This window comes from Enterobacter sp. PP-008-ECC_S150 (assembly GCF_045257065.1).
In the GTDB taxonomy this organism is placed as follows: Bacteria; Pseudomonadota; Gammaproteobacteria; order Enterobacterales; family Enterobacteriaceae; genus Enterobacter; species Enterobacter chengduensis.
On sequence record NZ_JBJHHG010000008.1, the window covers coordinates 77,187 to 93,663 of the forward strand.

General features: G+C 50.2%; 15 protein-coding genes and 3 pseudogenes. 7 read left to right on the forward strand and 11 right to left on the reverse strand.

Annotated elements, in window-relative coordinates; translation table 11 throughout:
* Position 1 precedes the first annotated feature (1 nt).
* Positions 2–1,282 (reverse strand): amino acid permease, encoded by a 1,281-nt coding sequence (locus ACJBF3_RS10865; protein ID WP_191599862.1) that lies wholly within the window; start codon positions 1,280–1,282, stop codon positions 2–4.
* A 274-nt stretch (positions 1,283–1,556) separates the two neighbouring features.
* Between ACJBF3_RS10865 and ACJBF3_RS10870 the strand changes: the two genes are divergently transcribed.
* Positions 1,557–2,447, forward strand: a complete 891-nt coding sequence (locus tag ACJBF3_RS10870) for a LysR family transcriptional regulator (RefSeq protein ID WP_191599861.1) — start codon at positions 1,557–1,559, stop codon at positions 2,445–2,447.
* Between the two features lie 751 nt (positions 2,448–3,198).
* On the opposite strand, the gene ACJBF3_RS10875 is transcribed toward ACJBF3_RS10870, so the two are convergent.
* Both ACJBF3_RS10875 and ACJBF3_RS10880 read right to left on the reverse strand, forming a co-directional pair.
* Positions 3,199–3,837 carry a GNAT family N-acetyltransferase gene (locus ACJBF3_RS10875; RefSeq protein WP_191599860.1) on the reverse strand — a complete coding sequence of 213 codons (639 nt, stop codon included), beginning with the start codon at positions 3,835–3,837 and terminating at the stop codon, positions 3,199–3,201.
* Positions 3,838–4,172: 335 nt separating this feature from the next.
* Positions 4,173–4,751, reverse strand: a complete 579-nt coding sequence (locus tag ACJBF3_RS10880) for a TetR/AcrR family transcriptional regulator (RefSeq protein WP_406545040.1) — start codon at positions 4,749–4,751, stop codon at positions 4,173–4,175.
* A gap of 154 nt (positions 4,752–4,905) precedes the next feature.
* On the opposite strand from ACJBF3_RS10880, the gene ACJBF3_RS10885 reads away from it, so the two are divergent.
* Entirely contained in the window at positions 4,906–5,250 is a 345-nt protein-coding gene (locus tag ACJBF3_RS10885; protein WP_406545041.1) for a DMT family transporter, read from the forward strand.
* The gene (gene mdtI, locus ACJBF3_RS10890) at positions 5,225–5,566 is read left to right on the forward strand and encodes a multidrug/spermidine efflux SMR transporter subunit MdtI (protein WP_224770506.1); all 342 of its coding nucleotides are present in this window, start codon (positions 5,225–5,227) and stop codon (positions 5,564–5,566) included. The genes ACJBF3_RS10885 and mdtI overlap by 26 nt, the downstream gene beginning before the upstream one ends.
* Before the next feature lie 122 nt (positions 5,567–5,688).
* Here the strand turns inward: mdtI and ACJBF3_RS10895 are convergent.
* Positions 5,689–5,763: pseudogene (locus ACJBF3_RS10895) on the reverse strand (IS3 family transposase); the annotation flags it as partial.
* A 194-nt stretch (positions 5,764–5,957) separates the two neighbouring features.
* Here ACJBF3_RS10895 and ACJBF3_RS10900 point away from each other — a divergent pair.
* The 4 genes and pseudogenes from ACJBF3_RS10900 to ACJBF3_RS10915 all read left to right on the forward strand — a co-directional run.
* Entirely contained in the window at positions 5,958–6,248 is a 291-nt protein-coding gene (locus ACJBF3_RS10900; protein ID WP_406545065.1) for a hypothetical protein, read from the forward strand.
* Positions 6,245–6,592, forward strand: a complete 348-nt coding sequence (gene tnpB, locus ACJBF3_RS10905) for an IS66 family insertion sequence element accessory protein TnpB (protein ID WP_191599857.1) — start codon at positions 6,245–6,247, stop codon at positions 6,590–6,592. The genes ACJBF3_RS10900 and tnpB overlap by 4 nt, the downstream gene beginning before the upstream one ends.
* 49 nt (positions 6,593–6,641) lie before the next feature.
* Positions 6,642–7,059 (forward strand): annotated as a pseudogene (locus tag ACJBF3_RS10910) (IS66 family transposase); the annotation flags it as partial.
* Positions 7,060–7,278: 219 nt separating this feature from the next.
* A pseudogene (locus ACJBF3_RS10915) lies at positions 7,279–7,556 on the forward strand (helix-turn-helix domain-containing protein); the annotation flags it as partial.
* Positions 7,557–7,957: 401 nt separating this feature from the next.
* Here ACJBF3_RS10915 and ACJBF3_RS10920 read toward each other — a convergent pair.
* From ACJBF3_RS10920 to ACJBF3_RS10950, 7 genes are all read right to left on the reverse strand, one after another.
* Positions 7,958–8,188 (reverse strand): hypothetical protein, encoded by a 231-nt coding sequence (locus ACJBF3_RS10920; protein WP_191599856.1) that lies wholly within the window; start codon positions 8,186–8,188, stop codon positions 7,958–7,960.
* A 183-nt stretch (positions 8,189–8,371) separates the two neighbouring features.
* Positions 8,372–10,147, reverse strand: a complete 1,776-nt coding sequence (locus tag ACJBF3_RS10925) for an ABC transporter permease subunit (protein WP_191599855.1) — start codon at positions 10,145–10,147, stop codon at positions 8,372–8,374.
* Between the two features lie 19 nt (positions 10,148–10,166).
* Complete coding sequence (locus tag ACJBF3_RS10930) at positions 10,167–11,693, reverse strand: ABC transporter substrate-binding protein (protein ID WP_191599854.1); 1,527 nt, start codon at positions 11,691–11,693, stop codon at positions 10,167–10,169.
* A gap of 10 nt (positions 11,694–11,703) precedes the next feature.
* Complete coding sequence (locus ACJBF3_RS10935) at positions 11,704–12,948, reverse strand: MFS transporter (protein WP_191599853.1); 1,245 nt, start codon at positions 12,946–12,948, stop codon at positions 11,704–11,706.
* Positions 12,949–12,974: 26 nt separating this feature from the next.
* On the reverse strand, positions 12,975–13,808 hold the full coding sequence (locus tag ACJBF3_RS10940; RefSeq protein ID WP_191599852.1) for an ABC transporter ATP-binding protein: 834 nt from the start codon (positions 13,806–13,808) through the stop codon (positions 12,975–12,977).
* A complete protein-coding gene (locus ACJBF3_RS10945; protein ID WP_191599851.1) occupies positions 13,805–14,650 on the reverse strand; it encodes an ABC transporter ATP-binding protein in 846 nt (281 codons plus the stop codon). The genes ACJBF3_RS10940 and ACJBF3_RS10945 overlap by 4 nt, the downstream gene beginning before the upstream one ends.
* A 155-nt stretch (positions 14,651–14,805) precedes the next feature.
* On the reverse strand, positions 14,806–16,044 hold the full coding sequence (locus ACJBF3_RS10950; RefSeq protein WP_191599850.1) for an IS110 family transposase: 1,239 nt from the start codon (positions 16,042–16,044) through the stop codon (positions 14,806–14,808).
* Positions 16,045–16,477: the final 433 nt, after the last annotated feature.

The following is a 16,477-nucleotide window of genomic DNA, read 5'->3' on the forward strand; positions in this document are numbered from 1 at the left end:
ATTATTCGAACAATTTAAAAAATGGCGAAAGGCAGAGCAGCACACCTGTTGCTGAGATAAACAGCACTCGCCAGGAATTATACTTTCTGAGTTGGGTAACCTTGAGCACGAGGTAGCAAGGAATGATACAAGAGACAATTCCGTAAACAGGCGCACCTATTTGCTGTAACAACAAGACAGGGAAGTGCGTCAGTACCCACACCCACAATAAGAGAACGATAAAAATTGAAACTCCGATGCTGACTCCCGATTCATTTATCGACTTTTCATCTACAAAGCGCGAAAGAACATTCACTACAATTCCTTTCATTGCTTCCTGGAAACCAAGGAATATACCAAAAAAAGCAGTAACGATGGCGAAGATATTCAGAAGAACCGACATTATTCGGACAACTTCTCCTGGGATAACTTTTGCCACGATGGCCATCGCGGAAATATTGTTTTGTGCAGCTTCAGTTGCCTGTTCATGGCTAAGGGAAAAGGTAAATGAAAATGCGAAAAAGAGTACGGCACACACCAGTATTCCATACGAAATACGACTAACTCGCAAGGCCCTCAGGGTTGCAATTTGCGGATCTGATTCTATTTTGCGGAAGGCAACATTCATGGGACTGAGGATCTGAACGAAAAGGATCGAAAACAATGTAAACGGCAGGGTCAGAACTGTGCCCACCAGTAATTCTCCAATAGGAGGAATGTTACTGATGTTCCGCATATCCCAGTGAGGGATCATAACCAGCCCCAACAGCACCACCACTGCCAACTTTACCAGTACCATGGGGCCTGAGATTTTGAACAGCAATTTCTCCCCCTGGGCTGCAATACTGACGAGTAAGGCTAACACCGCGAGTCCGTACCACCAGTTATCCGACAATTTATCAGCGGTTATTCCGAATGTCTGGAAATACGATGCGCTATCGAAGGTAGCTGCCAGTGAGTAGGTTAACATTCCTTTGAGAAGCATTATAAAATATGCCACGCCAAGGAAGAACCCCCAGTTCTTTCCAAGATAGAATGTTATAACTCCTGAGTAATCTTTACATTCAGGGCTTTGCGATAATGTTTTAAGATAAAGAGTTTGCATCATATAGAGTGCCGGGTAAGCAATAAGAACGGATAGCGTAAATACCCAAACACCTTTCAGTCCTATCTGAACTGGCAGAAAAATAATCCCGCCCCCTATGGCCATTCCAATGCAAAGAATAACCCATCCTGTATCGTAAGTTGTAAAGGGTATTTTTTTTGGCGTAATTCTTACGGAAATTTCAGAGCTGCTATTCATGATGTTACCATTAAGTTAGTTAAACAAGAAACATCTTCGCTTTTTACATAACCACATAGCTTTAATTTCCGCCAATACTAAAACTTTATTTTGTGACCGAAGTTGTATAAGCCAATGGTTTGATGAATAACACTCAACTCATTGTTGAATAATTGGAAACACAGTTTCTTTGTTATGGCTTTTATCATTTTCATGCGGAATAGATCATAAAAACGGAAGGACATCATCATTAACATTTGTTAAACTCATTAATTATGATAAACCGGAGAATAACATGTTAAGTTCAGGTACATTAAATCAACTAAGTGTATTTGTCAGAATAATCGAAACGGGGAGTTTTACGAAAGCAGCCAAAGAACTTGGCCTCTCTCGTTCAGCTGTTAGCAAAAGTCTGTCTAAACTGGAGGAGCAACTGGGGAAAATACTCATAAGAAGAACCACACGGAATATTTTTCTTACTGAGCATGGCGAAGCAGTTTTTAACCGCGCAATCCTGCTATTGCAGGAATGTGAAGATATGTTTACACAGGTGCGTAGTTTCTCCGAACCTGAGGGGCATCTTAGATTATCCTGCTCTGTTGCCTATGGCTCAAAGGTTCTTCCTGAGTATATTATGTCTTATCAGACGAAATTTCCTCAAGTGAAGTTTCATGTTGACCTGAATGATAATATCATTAACTTATCAGAAACCAATTTTGACATGGTGCTTAGGATTACAAAAAAACTCAATGAGTCTGATAGTCATATTTACCTTGGTATGATTAACTGGATATATTGTTGTTCTCCTCAATATCTTAAAGGAAAGCCACAAATACAAATACCTGGCGATTTAACCCATCATCGTTGCATAACTAATCCGGTGATGGCATACCATGATAACTGGATATTTTCAGGAGCTAATGGAGAAGTTTTGGTTCCGGTAGATTCAGTGATTACATCAAATTCAAGCCTGACATTACTGAATGTTTTACTAAATCACCAGGGAGTGTCTTGCCTGCCAGACTATCTGGCTACTGCTTATATTAAAGCAGGAACTTTGGTTCATATTTTGCCTGACTATCACTCTGGGTTATCGCATTATTTATATGCAATTGAAAAACAATCAAGATATATCAACCCACTCACAAGAACATTTATTGAGCATTTAAAACAGGAATTAGACTAGTTCTTTGAAACTCCAGAAATATTGTGTCACTTTTTAAGATGTAATCTTAATATAGTTTTTAGACAAGTTGTTGGTGTTCTGATAATCGATGTTTTAGGGCCTGCGGTGCGAGTAGCGAATTTTGCCAGTAGGCTCCCACTCAACTCAGACAAAAGCTTCATAGAAACCAATGCATCGATGGCAACACCGTTGGCGATAAAATTAAAGTGGTGCGGCCAATTATTGGAACCTATGATGAGCAGATCGCTGTTCGATATCCCCCCGATGCAGAATTGTGTATTTCACTTCCTGGGATGGACCACGTATGTTCGAGGCGCAGGGCAATAACCGCGAGCGGCTTGACGGCACTGAATAAGTTCAAAACTACGCCAGGATAGCACTTGTATCGGACCGAAGTGGCAAGAAGTTCTGGGTTCACTGGAGTTAACAATGGGCTAAGTCGTCAGTCAGACGTCCGTTGAAGGGCTGCGATGACTGTAACACATCATCCTGGCCAGACTGGATTATCTGATATCGAGAGAAAATGGAAAATCTCATCAGTCCGCGAGTCGTGCACTGATTTTTACGTGGATACAGATGATTTGTCGCTGCTGGAAGAAGATAGCCTGTAACGTCGAGGCAAAATATTTACTGGCTCTTAAAGAGCGACATTCAACTTTGCTGATGGCATAAAAGCCTGTCAAATGCCGTTGGTCGTGAAACGGCATTTGGGGGAATAATATCAATGATAAAGCAGTATATTGTATATGTGTTATCCTTTCGCCACCCGCCCCTCAAAAAGATAATAATCTTCAGCCGTAGCGGGATCAGCTTCATCCCACAAGAAAGTGTGATTTCTGATCTTCGTCATACCTTTGTGCCGGTAAAAATCATGGTTAGAAGCGCTGTCGCTGAAAAGAAAGTAGTTTTTAACTTCGTTAAGCCTAAAAATATCCATCACCTGTGAGAATAAAGCAGATCCTAGCCCCATCCCCTTAAACTCGCTTTTCACGATGAACAGCGGAATATGCCCGTCAAATCTTCCTGTCACGCTGTTGAGCATATTCTGGTTAATTTTTTTGGTTTGAAGATATTGATAAAATACCCCGATTCTCCCTGAGAGGTCTGCAGTCAGGGTCATAAGAATGTTCAGTTGCTGCTGCATCAGAAAACCTGTCAGCCGATTGCATTGTCCAACGCTTGCAGTCACTATCCCCGCGAAGCGCCCGTCAATTTCGGCAACGATACAGCGGTCAGAGACAAGTAAGGCATCATTGAGGAAGTATCCAGCCATGGAAGCAATCATATCTGGTTGCACCCACTCTGCGTAATTCCATGTTTCTGTAACGAGATCAAGGACATCCTGGTAGTCCTTTTCCTCTAGTTCTCGGTATTGCGGTTTCAGATCCATACATGTCCCGGGTTTGTAGTGTGACTGAGCGATCCGCTATTTAGCCTGCCTATAATGTTTATGAGAACAGATACTACCAGGCTGCCAATAGCCATTTTAATGGGTGCAATATATCCATCATCATTCAAAATTTCTGACGAAACGAGTTATCCTACCCACATACTTTGAGCGCTCGCTCAATATTCTAAATATTTTATTTTCTTTAAGATAAAAATGTCAACCCGGTAATGGGAATCAGTATCAGGTATTATCTGTATTTTTTTAATCCGCGAATGACATGGACAGTTAGTTGTCATACGATGGAGGAGAAGAAAATGGATGTGGGAAAGAACCGTTTAGCGCAGGGCAGTCAGCCCCGGCCGGGATAGCCCGGAGATAAGGACGAGGATGTCGTCCATCGCGTCCTGCGCACTACTGGCGTATTCGCCCAGCATCATGGTGCTGGCGTATCCGTTCAGCGCGGCCATGACCGTTCGTGCCATTCGGGAAACGAGTGCGGGGGGATGCATTTCAGAAAAGATCTCGCCAAGAAGTGCCGACCAGAGATGGTGAATATGGCTGGCAAGCTGCGCATAATCGGAGTCGCGGACGGCCTTGTGCCAGATATCGCCGTAAAGATTCCAGCTGTCATCCTTATGACTGGGCAGATAATAGTCTACGAAGGCCGCCAGCTTATCATCGTAGGACATCCCGGCCATCAGGCAGCGAAAGTGACGGGTTTCCTCCTCCAGAAAATGCCTGCACGATTCGGTTTGAAGCTCTTTCATATTGCTGAAGTAGTGATATAAATGGCTGCGGGAAATATTCATGGCCTCAGTGATATCTCTGGACTTAACGTTGTCCAGTCCCTTAACAAGAAACAGTCGTATCGCTTTATCCACGAGAAGCTGCCTCATGTTTTTACAGGTGTGCATGGGTTTAACCACCGTTGACATTGAGCACTCGCTCTAATAAAATTTAATACTATTATTACAACATCATGTCATATCAGTAAAGGTTATTGTCTTCTCCTCATCTACCCCAAAGCTTATTACTGACATTATCTCATTCCGTAAACAGGGGGAAATTATGCTCAAAGCATGGCTGTTTTTGATACTGGCCATCACTTCAGAGGTGTTCAGCGTGGTCTTCATGAAAATGACCTCCCACAGTGACAGCCTCTCATCTCTGGCGCTGATGTACCTGACCATTATCATATCTTTTACATTAATGGCTCTCGCGCTCAAGCGGATCCCGTTATCTGTTGCTTATGCCACCTGGGAATCAATTGGGCTAATCTGTATTGCCGCCATTGGCCTGTTTTTGTTCAACGAAGCGATTTCGCCGTTTAAAGCTGTCGCGCTGATAATGCTTGTTGCCGGTGTGATACTGGTTAACACCGGAGAGCATGAAAACGGGCATACCGATGTTTAATGAGTCTTACTTTTTTTTGTTTATTGCTGTCGTATTGGAAGTAACTGCAAACTTCTTTCTGAAACGCTCAGAAGGCATGAAGTACATTGTCCCTGGTGTTACCGGGATAATTTGTATTCTTGCCTCATTTAGCGCCCTTTCCCGGGCCCTCAAGGGGATTGATATGGCGACAGCTTATGGCATCTGGGGGGGCTGCGGCGTGGTACTTACCGCTGCCATTGGCTGGGTAGTATTTGGGCAGCGATTTGGCAGAAAAGTTGCCGCTGGTCTGGCGCTTATCACTGCGGGTATGGTTCTCATGAAACTGGTTAATTAGTCTCGTTCAGGGCAGCCTTGCTGCGCCCACACTATAGAGACTTGATAATCTTACATTCTGGACATTACGCTCAGGAAGCTGACGTTGTTCACTGCTCCTACCCACGTAATGTGGACACAGCCCTAAGCGAGATTCTGGTTTTCAAATTGTTCCGAGCTGAGGCCACCACAGGCACTGTGACGACGCCAGCGATTGTAAGTAAGCGTACAGCGTGAACCGTCTGGTCATAATCTGATGCATCCGACAAAGTGGTGTCCACCAAATAAGTAGTGGGAACCAAAGTGTCAGATATGCAGAAAAATGTGACTCCCGGCAGGCGTAAGGGCTGTCTAATTATTCTCCTGAGTTAAAACATCAGCTCGTTGCCGCCTCCTGCGAACCCGGGATATCCATCTCAAAACTGGCGCTTGAAAATGGCATTAACGCCAATCTGTTGTTCAAATGGCGTCAGCAGTGGCGTGAAGGTAAACTCCTGCTGCCTTCGACAGACCTTCCTCAGCTACTTTCTGTAACACTCGACGCCCCAACTGGACCACTGGCTGTGCAGTCAGAACTGCCAGCAGAAGAGCCGGAGACCCTCAATATCACCTGTGATGTGGCATTCCGGCACGGAACGCTCCGCCTCAACGGCACTGTCAGCGAAAAGCTACTGACTCTTCTGATACAGGAGCTCAATCGGTGATCCCATTACCAACAGGCACAAAAATCTGGCTGGTTGCCGGTATCACCGACATGCGCAACGGCTTCAATGGTCTCGCCACAAAGGTGCAGACGATGCTGAAAGACGATCCGATGTCCGGCCATGTCTTCATCTTCCGGAGCCGCAGCGGCAGTCAGGTCAAACTGCTGTGGTCTACCGGTGACGGGCTGTGCTTGCTGACAAAACGGCTGGAGCGCGGCCGCTTCGCCTGGCCGTCGGCACGCGATGGCAAAGTGTTCCTGACGCCGGCGCAGCTGGCGATGCTGATGGAAGATATCGACTGGAGACAGCCAAAGCGGTTGCTGACATCCCTGACCATGTTGTAGGCCTCTTTATCCTGGTTGTCGCAGAATAAGCTTGGAAAAATATGGACTTATGAATGATACATCTTCTGACGACATCCTTCTGCTAAAACAGCGCCTAGCCGAACAGGAAGCGTTGATCCACGCCCTGCAGGAAAAGCTGAGCAACCGGAAGCGTGAAATAGACCCTCTGCAGGCGCAACTGGATAAACTCCGTCGAATGAACTTCGGCAGTCGTTCCGAAAAGGTATCCCGCCGTATCGCACAGATGGAAGCTGACCTGAACCGGCTTCAGAAAGAAAGCGATACGCTGACTGGTCAAGTGGATGGTCCGGCAGTGCAGCGTCCGCTGCGTCAGACCGTTCCCCGAATAACTCCCCCGTGATGAAAAACGGTTATTACCCGCAGAACCCTGCTGCCCGGAGTGTGGTGGCTTGCTGAGTTATCTGGGTGAGGATGCAGCCGAACAGCTGGATCTGATGCGCAGCGCCTTAACCAGATAACCACAGGGAGCAGGTACCGGCATCCACGTTACAGACGGTCCCGGCAAAAGCGCCTGACCTGACCCCTATTAGCGGTTACCAGCGCCCCACCAGACCCGATGACATCCCGCCCCCCCGGATCATGGACGACTGGGGGCAGTAATCATGCCGGGCCTGGCTGGCTAACACCCCATTATAAGGGGTATGAATAAGGTAACGGGGGTTGCCATGAAACGAAGAACGCGTATTAACTACACGCCAGAACAGAAAGCGATTATCTGGGACAGGTATAAGCAAGGTGATTCCCTGCATGATATCGCCAGAATGTTCGACAGATATCATTCTTCTATTATGCCCACTATGGTGGATATCGTCCCCCTGTCCGAAAGCGGCATCCGTTGGCTCTTTCACTTGATGAAAGAGAGGAAATATCCAGAGCGGTGTTAGCAAAAATCAGCATCAGAGCGATCGCAAACAAACTATCGAGAGCACCCTCAACGATTACAGCGTTCTCTTTGAATCAATGCACAGGGGCAACGTGCCATGTGTCTTCTTTCTGAATGGGCCGGACTTCACGCACCAGCCGGTACCGTCATCAACGGCCCACAAATGATATGTTATAACTCGACATTTGTGGCGTAACTACTTCCCGGCATCAGCAATCTGCGCGCGCCCTGGTGCAAAGCAGATCAAATGACAGAAGGTACGCTGCGTGGAGATGTGTGAATGGAATGTGCAGAATGTGCAGGAAGCATTTGATGCGGTAAGTCAGCCCGAAAAGGGTGAAATAAACGACTACGCGGTAACGTAGCGTGCAGGTGAAAGGCGGCGGCAGGCCATCACATTCGTGGCCTGCTGCACGTCAGGAGCGGATTCAGGGTTGATATACCCAGACCTGAAGAAGGGTTCAAAGGTTAGCGGCACGCAATGAGTTACAGAAAGCACAGTGACAGCCAGCGATCGGAATGAACTTTGTTATGTCAGCATTGGCCGCTTCAGAAGGAATAGCGTGTCCGTTGTTTATGGCCGAACTGACGTTCGCATTTTGCCCCGCAGGCACCGGCGATACAGAAACAAATGCTGCTGCATGGAATGACGTGACCAACAACGTTGCCCCGACAATACTTAACACTTTCATTTTTGCCCCCTTGTTTAACTCAACATCTCAATCTAGCTTTGCCCGTCGACAGGTACCAGCATATTTTCGGTGAAAAAGTGTGCAGAGTTATTTCAAAATAATCTCAGGTTAATCCTGATAACTGAATCACCTGTTTAAAGGTGCTCGACGTTGACGTCACGGTGACAGCAACGTGTTAAGCATTCACTTTTTTTTACCCGTGAGGCCTGCCAGACTGACTCCCATCACAGACAGAACCGCAAGCGCGACTGCAGGAGCCAGAACGACCCAATAAGCGCGCTCCAGATAAGGCATCCCTTCCGCAAGCACCCTTCCCCATTCCGGCTCCGGCGGGGATGCGCCCAGCCCGAGAAAACCCAGTGAAGCTAAAGCCAGGGCGATCCCCGGTAAGCGCAGCATCGCATGGCGAAAGAGAGGGCCAATCAGCGCCGGAAAAATATAAAACAGATTCTGACGCAGCCAGCCAACGCCCAGAACAGGAAGCATGTTGATATAAGTTCTGGCGCGAATTTCTGTCGCCAGCGCAGCGGTATGTGTGGCAAGAGGCGCCCAGCCTACTGCTGCAATCGCAATGGCCGCACCTGAACTGCCGGGGCCGCTGATGGAAACTACCATTAAGCCCGCAATCACCGGAGGCAGCGCATTTGCCATCTCTGTTGGCCCCACAAACACCCGGGGGAAAAGACCAATAACCAGTCCCAGGAGCAGACAAATAAGCGACACCATCAGCGCCAGCATGCAGGTATGCACCGTGCCGTGGGCCACCCTGGCGAGCAAATCACGCCCCATGGCATCGGCCCCAAAGGGAAGCGAAAAGGAAGGATGAGCCAGTCGCATAAACTCAGACGAGTAAGGATCACGGGGCAGACCAATAAGCAGAAGCACGGCCAACGCAACGCCACAGGCGACCGGAAGCACCAGCGACAATTTCCCTTTTTTTCCGTCAGGTTCATTAGTGACCGGCAGAGAGGACGTGCGTAATGCCCGACCCAGAATGAGGTATCTGATCCCCGCACACAGCATTCCGAACATAAATGCAATGATGAGCAGGAAGAGCACGCCCGTTTGCAGCGCCGGAAGATCCTGTGCAACCACGGCACCGAGCGTTGCCCTGCCGAGGCCCGGAATGGCGAAGACCTTTTCCACGGCCACCGCACTGCCCGTCAATGACACCAGAATAAGACCAATTAACGGCATAACGGTCGAGAGCGTTCGCTTAATTACCGCGCAGGTAATGTGCCAGCGAGATATCCCGGAGACGGTCCAGGTGATTATCCAGTTTTCACTGAAGGTTGCCGCTAATGCATCCGAGAATATCCGCCCCAGATAGCCGCCCGCCGGGATCCCCATTGCCAGCGCGGGCAGCACCGCATAGTGCAGGCCGTTCCAGCCGTAAGGAGGAAACCACTCCAGCCAGACGGCCCCAACGACCAGTAAGAATGACGCCAGAAGAAATTCGGGTAATGCGGTGAATACTGACGCGAAAAAGCCCGTCGAACGAAATAACCGCCCCTGCAGGCCGCGCCGAAACGTCGGCAGACAAATCATCGCCGCCAGCAGCAGTGCCACCCCGGCGGACATCAGCATCAGCGTCAGTGACACCTGGGCTGCCTGGATCATGCCAGGCAGCACCGGACGCCCTGATATCCAGGAGTCACCGGCATCACCCTGCAAGAGACCGCTGAGCCAGTGCAGCAAGAGCTGCACTGGGCCCTGATCGAGCCCCAGCGACTGGCGAATCGCTGCTAACGCTTCCGGGGTTGCTTCCTGTTCGGCAGAACGCGCTCTCAGCAGCGCCATGGCAGGATCCTGGCCCGAAAGCCAGGGCAGCATCCCGATCAACACGATAATACCGGTCAGCGTAATTATCCGCGACAACAACGTTGCCACTAAGCCTTTTGGCAGGTTACTTGCCCGATGGATCCTGGCGCAGGTCCGGCAGTACAGCGATTCGCTCATTGATCAATAACCCCCTGTTTTACTGTGCAGCAGTCGTCTGTTCACCAGCGACTAACTGGGTCTGGCTATTGATGAGCGTGCGCTCGCGAGGATCACGGAGCGCATTTTTCAGTGCCGCACTTTCTCCCTGAATGACGCGTTCATGCAACATTGGTATCGCAGCATCGCTGGCAAGGATCATGTTCTCAGCGTCCATAATGGCCTGACGTCGGGCCTCACCCGCTGGCGTTTCACTGGCTTTTTTCAGTGCTGCATCAATTTCCGGGCGGCACAGCTGGGAGATATTGAACGACCCTTCGCAGGCGAAATCACTGTACATGTAGGCAACCGGGTCGCCGGAATCCAGCACGGTTGCACGCGACAGAATAAAGGCATCAAACTTTCCGGCCAGCGCATCAGCTTCAATCTGCGAATACTCGCGGACCACTTGTTTTACGGTAAACCCGGCGGCAGTGAGCTGCTGTGCAAGATAAACCGCGACTTCAGGCAATTCCGCACGATCGCTGAACGTTGCAAGGGTGATTGTGGCGCCGTCTGGTTTCCCCGCCGCAACGGGGTTGGTCACCGGTTTGCGCAGGGGTGCGGCCCATGGCAAGGCTGGGCCCAGAAGCCCCTGCGCGACGTCGGCACGTTTCTCATAAACATTATCAACAATCTGCTGACGGTTAATCACGTCACGGACTGCGGCTCGCATCGCGGGATCTTTCATCACGCCCTGCGCCGTGTTGAGATAAAGCGTATTGGTTCTCGGCATCGGCACTTCATGAACCAGTGATTGATCCAGAAGCGGGGCCTGAGACACAGGAATTGCTTCGATGATATCCGCCGTGCCAGTGCGTAATGCGGCTGCGCGCGCGGCCCCGTCCGGAACAAAACTTGCGTCAATACCGCTGGCTTTCGCCTTCTCGCCCCAGTAGCCATCAAAGCGATCGAGCGCGGCACTGCTGGTGCCATTCACGCTGCGCAGAATGAATGGCCCGGTCCCCGCATTAACCGGATTCACCACGCCATTTTCTTTGTAAGCATTCAGCGACAAAATGGCCAACTGGGGGCTGGAAAGCCGCTGAGGCAGAAGAGGATCGCGTTTTTCAGTCGCGATCAGAACAGCATTTTCGCCGTCTGCTTTGGCTGTGAGCGTTACGCCATCCAGAATACGGGGTTTTGGTTTGGCGCTAGCGGCAACGCTCAGCGCGTTAACCACCGACTGCGCGGTCAGATCGGTGTTGTCATGAAACTTGACGTTCGGGCGCAATTCAAAACGCCAGGTTGTGTCATTGATCTGCTCCCAGCGCATTGCCAGCGCAGGCTGTGCGTCACTGGCGCTGTTGAGTACGACCAGGGTTTCAGCCGTGCTCCAGCGCGATAATTTAAAGGCATCATCACTGAGCGGCGTCAGGCCGGAACGCGGTGGAAGAAGGTGCGCCACTTTAATTCTGCCCTCGCTGGCGCTGACCGATTCGTCCTGCGGTTCATTAAAGCAGCCAGTCAGTAATAAGGTGGCTGACAGGAGACCATAAACAGGCCATAAAGGTTTACCCATATTCATTTATCTGTCCTTATTGATTCCCGGAGGTCGTTTTAAACGTTCGTAAAATAAACAGCATGGCCACCGCGCTGCATAACGGAATGCAGCCCATAAGTAGCCATGGCACTAAAGCCTGCGAAGAAGGGATAAGTGCGCGATCCAGCAGCCCGCCGAGGGCAAAATTGCCGGCCAGCACGGTGATTCCGCCCATGGAGGAAAGTGCTCCGTAGTGCGCGCCCAGATTTTTATCCCGCGCAAAAACGGGGATCATGTCCATGCCGACAGGCACAATAATCATCTGGCCCAGCGTCAGTAGCGTGACCAGTGAAACTGCGGGAAGCAGCCGCCACAGCGTGTCTGGTGGTGTGGTACTGGCGAACAGCGCGACGCTAAAAAATGACAGTGCCAGCAGCAAAAAGCCCACAGGCAAAATCTGTGATGCGCCGCGTTTTCGGGCAAACCGTGCCAGAGGCAATTGCAGGAAAATGATCATGACGGAGGCCAGCATAAACAGTGGGCCGAGATCCGCTTCACTTCCCCCCGAGCGGCGCAGCTCAACGGGTAACGCCAGATAGAGCTGGTTATAGCTGAATAAATACGCGCTGTAAGCGACGATAAAGGCAACAAAGCGGCGTTGGTGGAATGCCGTCCACCAGGGGGAAATTTTAAGCTGACCATGATGGCTGGTGCCTGTCGGCAGCATGAAATAGAGCATAATCAGCGCAAACAGGAAGACGCCTGCCCCGCCAAGGGCCACGCTCTGGAAGCTGTATTCTGTCAGCAATGCCCCCAGCAAAGGACCGATGACTGAACCCAGTTCGCCACAAACAGAGAACAACGCGAACCATTCTGAACGGCTGCGCTTGCCTTCCCTTTCACTTTGCGTCCCCGCCAGTGCCATCAGCGACTCGATTGCAGGCGAGAAGAGCGCACCGCCAATCCCTGTCAGGCAGGCTCCCAGAATGACGCCCCATAGCGAGGCGCTGGTGGCGAGCAGCAGGTAACCACTGATTCGGACCACGCAACCGCACAGAATGATGGCACGCCCACCGAACCTGTCAGTCAGTGCCCCTCCCACCAGAAACATGCCCTGCTGCGAGAAGGTTCTGAGACCGAGCACCAGGCCAATCGCGGCGCCGGACAACAGCATGTCATCGCGCAAAAAAATAGCGAGAAAAGGCACTACCGCATAAAAACCGGTATTAAAAATAAACTGGCTGACCAGCAGCAATGAAGGGGAGGTGTTTGCTTTCTTCCCTGAAATCAATTCAGTCATAAGGAGAGTATTCGTTAAAAGTGTATTCAGCCACCTGCCCGCGACGGGGCATGAGTGACAAGCGCCGGTACCGCGTCCAGAAGCTGACGCGTATGCGGATGATGAGGTAAATGCAGCACTTCAAGCGTCGGGCGATCTTCTATGATTTTTCCTGCCTCCATGACCAGCGTTCTGTCGCACAACCCTGCCAGCATAGAAACGTCATGAGAGACGATCAGAAGCCCCATGCGGTTTTCTTCTGTTATACGCAAAAGTAGCGATTTGATTTGCTCACGCAGAGGAAGATCCAGCCCGCTGACCGGCTCATCGGCCAGCAGAAAATCGGGCTGTATGATTAGCGCCCTTGCCAGCGCAACGCGCTGAGCCTGTCCCCCTGAAAGCGAGCCTGCACGCTGATCGAGAACTTTCGCGCTGAGTTCGACCTGTTCAAGTGCGGCGGCAAGATTAGGTGACGCATCACGGTTGCAGCCTAAATGTCTTAGCGGCTCGTTGAGAATCTCTCTGACACGCATTGACGGCGGCAACGTGCTGGCGGGCTCCTGAGGAAGGTACTGAACCCGGCGGCGATACCAGCGCAATGTGCGGGCAGAGCCCGGCCTGACCACCTTTCCATCACAATACACCTCACCGTCATCCACCGGATCGAGGGCCAGGATAGCTTTCAGTAACGTCGATTTTCCGCAGCCCGAACATCCCAGCAGGCCTACACGCTCATGCTGACGCAGCGTGAGCGAAAAATCTTTAAGAATGGCATTCACTGGCTGGGTCTTCTGCCAGATGAGTCCGGGTTGACTCCGGTAGCGGGAAATCCTGGCGACCTGAATGAAGGAGTCGGATGCCATCTGCAGGGGAATACTCATCCGGCGAGCGCCTCACGGGTGTGGGTTAACAACGTCTGTTCAGCGGCTCGTGCGGCCTGTACCAGTTTGCGGGTGTAAGGATGTTCCGGCGCGTTCAGGAGCTGGGCCATTGTGCCTGACTCCACAATCCTGCCTTTTTCCATCACGATACCTCGCTGGCACAGCTGTGTAGCAACGGCAATATCATGCGTGATGAAGAGCAACGCTGGCGGAGCGCTCAGCGTGGACCCCTGACCTAATATCTGCAGCACCTGCTGCTGGCTAATCACATCCAGTGCCGTCGTCGGTTCATCGGCAATCAGCAGGCGATTATTCCCCAGCAACGCCAGCGCGATGCAAATCCGCTGACGCTGTCCACCGGAAAGCTCAGCCGGGTAGCGGGAGAGCAATTGAGGGATATCGCTGAGCTGAAGCGCATCCAGAAAAGAGGCCAGCATCGCGTTATCACCTGTTTTCAACGCCAGAGCAAGCTGTCGCTCCACCGGCATCAGCGGGTTCAGCGCGGTGGATGAGTCCTGAAAGATGGCGGATACCAGCGCATACTGAGGTCGCCGTGTGGGATGAAGGCCAACGACATCCGCACCGTTTATACGAATGCTTCCTTGTAATGACAGCCCGGCAGACAATGTACCTATAATGGCTTTTGCCGTCAGAGACTTACCTGACCCCGATGAGCCGATAATACAGACCCGCTCGCCTTGTTGGAGCTGAAAGCTGACATCGCTGACTAGAGCAGAATGGCCCGTAGAAATGCTGACGCTTTTAACATCAAGCACAGGTATTGGATAAGGAAGATTGTTGTTCATGTCACTGCGCATGCCATTTAAGGAATGTAATAACATAACATTTTCTTGCGTGATGTTGCAATTCAAACCAATTTGTAATTGCTTTGACCTACTCCCCGCTGGCTACCACACCATCCTTTAAGTAATGCCTTGATCAGATGTGAAACATTTGCGAATTTCCGCTTCACGCCCTGAGACATTCGACAATCTTTTTATGGCTTAAGTAAGGGCGACTTTCGCGTTTCCAGTGCCAGCAAGTATTTCGCTTCGTCGTACCGGGTTTTGGTCTTCCAACAGCGATAAATGATCCTTATCCATTTAAACGCCAGAGCCCGGATAGCTGATTGATGCGATTTCCCTTTTTCTCGCAGGCCCTGGTAATAAAGTCTGGCCCAGTATGATGAGTTAACCGCCCTGGCAGCCCATTCAACAAAGGTCTGCCTGACGAACCTGGCACACTGCCATCTCCAGTGAACCCAGGATTTCTGGCCACTTCTCTCTGTCACCGGTGCAATACCTGCATAGTTTTGAATTTCTTCTGTGCTGTTGAAGCGGTCACGGTTATCACCAAGTGCAGCAAGCATACGTGGGCCCATACACGGCCCCATGCCTGGAAGCGATTTGAACAGACCGGCATCTGGCAAAGTGTCAAACAACGTTTCGATTCGTTCGTCATCGGTTTTGATGATTTCACTCACGACTTTGATTTGTGTCACCAGTGCTGTTGCCATCAAAGCATTAGCCTCGATAACACTCGGGTCTGTAGTTAATGGGATCGCATTATCAATACTCGCAACACGTAGCTCGGTAAGGACCATTGTGCGGCCACCTTTGGCATTCAGAAAGTTGCGGATCGTATCTCTCCTGGCGCGTTTCAGTTGTTGCAGACTTGGCCACCGCATAATCAGTTCACACAGTAGCAAGCTACCCCGATGTGAAAACCACTCTAGGGGCTGAGGATAATACTGTTTAAGCGTGTTGATTAGCCGGTTCACAAAACGGCGTTTATCTTCAACCAACTGATGACGCTGCTCAACCGGTTGCTGAAGTAAGCGAATATCCGCATTGTCAGGTTCAATTGCTTTTATCTTTTGGGGATAACGTAGCATTAACTCTAATGCCAGTTCGGCATCCTGCGGGTCATCTTTTGCGCCACTGGGTGAGAAGGCCTGCCGGTAACGAGCCAACGATAAAGCGTGGACAGGAAAAACAGTGATAAACGGATATTTTTGAAGAGCATATACCACAGGGCCCTTCTTCAGCTCGATAGCTATAGCGATCCTGCCTTTTACCTTCTGGTGTAACTCGGTAAGCCAGACATCAAGCGCTTCTGCTGTATGTTCAATCACATGCAATACGCGTTCACCATTATTAAACTGAACACAGACATCGTGTTTTTTATCTGCCCAGTCCAGACCAAGATGTGCAGCAAATTGATTAGTCGCAGTCATTACCAACTCCTTCTCATCGGGGATTGGTATGCATTCCACGCTCTTCGAAAGAAATATAGCCAGCAGTTATCTGCATGCCCTGAGTATTCGTTAGCGAACGTGGAGCACCTACTGGCTCGAAAGAAAAGCGGCGATCATCACGTGATTCTCGCTCAATATTCGTGACCAGTAAGCGCATACCCTGAATCACTTAAAAGTGTAATTCTCAGGGTGCGAATGACTATAATTCGCTCAGAGCTACCGGTTTCAGGCCAGCTTTTTTTCAGTTTCTACCCGAGGGTTTAGGGCCCCTCAGGTGGGCTACATCGTCCGGTCATTTTTCCGGTTGCACAGTTTATCTGTAAGCGTCACATATAGACCGCATTATTACCCAGAGTGTGTATCAGCCCTGTTTAAATCAATATTCTGCCTTAAACGAAAAGAGGAGCTTACA